The organism is Hymenobacter psychrotolerans DSM 18569 (genome assembly GCF_900142395.1).
Classification (GTDB): Bacteria; Bacteroidota; Bacteroidia; order Cytophagales; family Hymenobacteraceae; genus Hymenobacter; species Hymenobacter psychrotolerans.
The window spans coordinates 1-2,143 of the sequence record NZ_FRAS01000060.1; the positions used below are offsets into that span (position 1 = coordinate 1).

Genomic DNA, 2,143 nt, shown 5'->3' on the forward strand with positions numbered 1-2,143 from the left:
CCGGGGCCGCTCGCGTAAGGCACGGTAATCCATGCCCAAATCTACGGCTGCTCCTCGCGGATTAACTTAGCCACCTTTTCCGAATTAGGTCTAATTACGGCGTTGAAAATGACGGCCGAAAGGATGGCCGACTGCGGCGACTTCAGGCCCATGATGTTGAGCGCGCCCAGGGCCGGAATGGCCACCATGAACAGCGCGGGCACAATGGCGAAGTACTTGGCTACGTCGTTGGCAATGCTGAAGGTGGTGAGCGTGCCGCGCGTCATCAGCAGCTGCTTCCCGATTTCCACCACCTCGATGAGCTTGGTGGGGTCGTTGTCGAGGTCCACCATGTTGCCAGCCTCCTTGGCGGCCTGGGTGCCCGAGTTCATGGCTACTCCCACGTCGGCCTGGGCCAGGGCGGGGGCGTCGTTGGTGCCGTCGCCCATCATGGCCACCAGCTTGCCCTGCTGCTGCTCGCGGCGGATGTAGGTCATCTTGTCCTCGGGCTTGGCCTCGGCAATGAAGTCATCCACGCCGGCTGTTGAGGCAATAAACTTGGCCGTGAGCGGGTTGTCGCCGGTTACCATCACCGTCTTGATGCCCATGTTGCGCAGGCGCTCAAACCGCTCCTGAATGCCGGGCTTGATGATGTCCTGCAGCTCCACCACGCCCAGCACCTGGTCGTTCTGGCTGACCACCAGCGGGGTGCCGCCGTTGCTGGCAATGGCTTCCACGCGCCGGGTGGTTTCCTGGGGGAAAGGCTGGTTGGCTTTCACGGCCAGCTGCCGGATGGCATCCGAAGCGCCCTTGCGGATGCGCTGCCCGTCGGCCAGCGTGACCCCGGAGCTGCGGGTTTCGGCCGTGAACTTAATCAGCTCGGCCCCTTGCAGGCGGGTGCGCAGGCCGGCCACGTCGGAGCGGCGGGTTTCGCCGGCCAGCTCCACAATGCTCTTGCCCTCGGGCGTTTCGTCGGTGAGCGAGGCCAGGGTGGCGGCCTCTACCATCTGGGCCTCCGTGATGCCGGGGGCGGGCCAGAAGTGGGTGGCTTTGCGGTTGCCGATGGTGATGGTCCCGGTTTTGTCAAGCAGCAGCACGTCGATGTCGCCGGCCGTTTCCACGGCTTTGCCGCTTTTGGTGATGACGTTGGCGCGCAGGGCGCGGTCCATGCCCGCAATGCCGATGGCTGAGAGCAGCCCGCCGATGGTAGTCGGAATCAGGCACACAAACAGGGCAATGAAGGCCGAAATGGCAATGGGCGTATTGGAGTATTCGGCAAACGGTGCCAAGGTTACGCACACTAGTACAAACACCAGCGTAAACCCGGCCAGCAGAATGGTGAGGGCAATTTCGTTGGGCGTTTTCTGCCGCGAAGCGCCTTCCACCAGAGCAATCATCTTATCCAGAAACGACTCGCCGGGGGCCGTCGTCACCACCACTTTAATGCGGTCCGACAGCACCTTGGTACCGCCCGTCACGCTGGATTTATCGCCGCCGGCCTCCCGAATCACCGGGGCCGATTCGCCCGTAATGGCCGACTCATCAATGGTGGCCAGGCCCTCAATAATCTCGCCATCAGTAGGAATGATTTCACCAGCTTCCACCAGGAAAATCTGGCCTTTCTGGAGCTGCGACGACGATACCGACGACTCTTGGCCGTTGGCGTCGAGTACGCGGGCGGGCGTTTCCTCGCGGGTTTTGCGCAGGCTTTCGGCCTGGGCCTTGCCGCGGGCCTCGGCAATGGCCTCGGCGAAGTTGGCGAACAGCAAGGTCAGAAACAGCACCACAAACACGGTGAAGTTGTAGCCGAACGAGCCCTGGGCGGCATCGGGCTTCACCAGCAGCCCCAGCGTCACGAGCAGCATCACCACCGTCCCGATTTCCACGGTGAACATCACCGGGTTGCGGAACATGATGCGCGGATCAAGCTTCACGAAAGCCTGTTTCACGGCCTCCGACACCAGCGCGGGTTGAAAGAGAGATTGAGATTTAGTAGACATTGAAAGTTGAGAAGAAAGAGATTGAAACGAGTTGCGGACGTGCCTGAACTCGTCTCATTGCCAGAATACTAGTTGTATAGTCCCAGGGAGTGATGGTGTATTTTTCGATCTGGAATTTCGCACGCTTTTATGGGACAGATACTTCACGGCAGCGCCCGCACAAC

At 60.9% G+C, this 2,143-nt stretch carries 1 protein-coding gene; it reads right to left on the reverse strand.

Annotation, left to right across the window (positions count from 1 at the left end; all coding sequences use genetic code 11):
* Positions 1-41: 41 nt before the first annotated feature.
* A complete protein-coding gene (kdpB, locus tag BUE15_RS21195; protein ID WP_084549240.1) occupies positions 42-1,979 on the reverse strand; it encodes a potassium-transporting ATPase subunit KdpB in 1,938 nt (645 codons plus the stop codon).
* Positions 1,980-2,143: the final 164 nt, after the last annotated feature.